This window comes from Haladaptatus sp. W1, from assembly GCF_001723155.1.
Classification (GTDB): Archaea; Halobacteriota; Halobacteria; order Halobacteriales; family Haladaptataceae; genus Haladaptatus; species Haladaptatus paucihalophilus.
This window is the reverse complement of the sequence record NZ_MEIH01000224.1, coordinates 1-2,306: the sequence shown is the minus strand read 5'-3', so window position 1 is coordinate 2,306 and position 2,306 is coordinate 1. Positions and strand designations below refer to the sequence as shown.

The window sequence follows — 2,306 nt, the reverse complement described above, 5'->3', positions numbered from 1 at the left end:
CGCTGTTCACCTCGCACGGCATCACGATGCTCTTTTTCTTCGTCACGCCGGTCTTCTTCGGCATCGCCAACTACTTCTTGCCCATCCTCATCGGCGCGGACGACATGGCGTTTCCGCGCCTCAACGCCATCGGCTTCTGGCTGTTGCCACCATCGTTGCTCCTCGTTCGCGGGGGCTTCCGTCACAGGTCATCGGCCAGTTCCTTCGACTGTTCGACGTTCACGGCCCCCTCTTTCAGTTCTTCTGGACGCTCCGCGACCCGGAACTCGGATGGACGCTGTACACGCCGCTTTCGACCCAGAGTTCGAACCCGCAGATAGACTTTCTGCTCCTCGGGTTGCACCTCTCGGGCATCGCCACGACCCTCGGTGCCATCAACTTCATCGTCACCATCCTCTACGAACGCGCCGAAGACGTAGGGTTCGACTCGCTCGATATCTTCTGCTGGAACCTCCTCGTGACGAGCGGAATAATCATCTTCGCCTTTCCGCTGTTGGGGAGCGCCGCCATCATGCTGCTGTTCGACCGCGTGTTGGGAACCACGTTCTACGCGCCACAGGGCGGCGGGGCGCTCCTCTGGCAGCATCTGTTCTGGTTCTTCGGGCACCCCGAAGTGTACATCATCTTCCTCCCGGCGACGGGGTTGATGAGTTTCATCCTGCCGAAGTTCGCGGGCCGGAAGCTGTTCGGGTTCAAGTTCATCGTCTACTCCACGATGGGTATCGGCGTGCTCTCCTTCGGCGTCTGGGCGCATCACATGTTCACGACGGGTATCGACCCGCGCCTCCGCGCGAGTTTCATGGCCGTCTCCATCGCCATCGCCGTACCGAGCGCCATCAAAGTGTTCAACTGGATAACGACGATTTGGTCGGGGCGGGTTCGGCTCACGGCACCGATGGTTCTCTGTATCGGCAGCATCGGCACCTTCGTCGTCGGCGGCGTGACCGGCGTCTTCCTGGCGGTGATACCCGTCGATATCGTCCTCCACGGTACCTACTACGTCGTCGGTCACTTCCACCTGATACTCATGGGCATCATTCCGTTCATGATGGTCGCCGCGAGTTACTACTGGTATCCCATTCTGACGGGGCGGATGTACGACCGGCAACTCGCGCTGTTCCAATCGCTGTTGCTCGTCGTCGGGTCCGTCGTCACCTTCGGCACGCTCGTCATCATGGGGCTGTTGGGTCTCCCGCGGCGCTTCGCCATCTATCCCGCGGAGTTCGCGTCGTACCAGCGCATCGCCACCATCGGCGCGTATCTCCTCGGCATCTCGGTGCTGTTGTGGCTCTACAACATGCTCTGGTCGTACTGGAACGGCACCCCCGTCAAGACGGCAGACGTGTGGGGGCTGAAACGCACCCACCAGTTCACCCGCGAGTGGCAGTGGTTCGAACGACGGCTGGAGGAGAAGTACGGCATCGAACCGACGGAACCCGAAATAACCCGTCCGGCCGCGACGAGCGTCCCCGGCGAGGGCAGTCCGAACATCCTCGTCGGCGTCGAACCGCTGATAAACACGATTCCGCGCATCGCGGGCGCGGCCGCAATCGGCGGGTTCATCGGAACGATGCTCATGTCCGGCGTGCTGTTCACCGCGACGGTGCTGGGCGTGTTCGACCTCGCGTCGTTCTCCGACCTCGCGGGATTCGTCGGCGAACAGGGCGTGGTTATCGGCTACCTCCTCTTCCTCATCGGGGGAATGACGACGTGGGCGCTCCTGTTCGCCGTCCTGGCGGAGTACCTGCCCGGAGGTCCGCGGATCATCACCGGACTGGCGTTCGCGACGATAATCTCGGTCGGGTTCGGACTGGCGTTCTACACCGGCCAAACCGGTCTTCATCTCCTCGCCTACGCCGTCTTCGTCCTCATCGCCCACTGGTTCTACGGATTCGGACTGTCCGCCACGTTCGAATACCTCTCCGAACGGTGGGAGGTGGCCTGATGGACCCCGACGACCGACATCCCGAACCCATCGACGAGGAAAGCTCGCTCTCCGAGACGTTGCTGACCTACGGCGCGCCGTTCTTCGGAACGCTCCTCGTCGCCGTCGGCATCGCCGGGGGAACGCTCGGCGGGTACGCCGTCGTTCAATCCCAACTCAACCTTTGTGGCAATCCGACCATCGTCGTCTACTCGCCCGGCGCGACCGACCAGCTGACGGCCGCGACGCGGACCGACCCGCTCCGGGAGTTCGGCATCGACGAACTCGCGCCCGCGGAACGCCGGGCGTTCGAGGACGCGCTCGAAAATCCGCGGGACACCGGCGAGGTTCGCGGACAGTTCGTCCACCGGCAAGCATTCGA

The 2,306-nt window shown here is 62.8% G+C and carries 2 pseudogenes; both read left to right on the top strand.

Annotation, left to right across the window (positions count from 1 at the left end):
• Positions 1-1,945: pseudogene (locus tag BG842_RS10310) on the top strand (DUF6789 family protein); the annotation flags it as partial.
• Positions 1,945-2,306: pseudogene (locus BG842_RS10305) on the top strand (hypothetical protein); the annotation flags it as partial. The pseudogenes BG842_RS10310 and BG842_RS10305, both read left to right, overlap by 1 nt.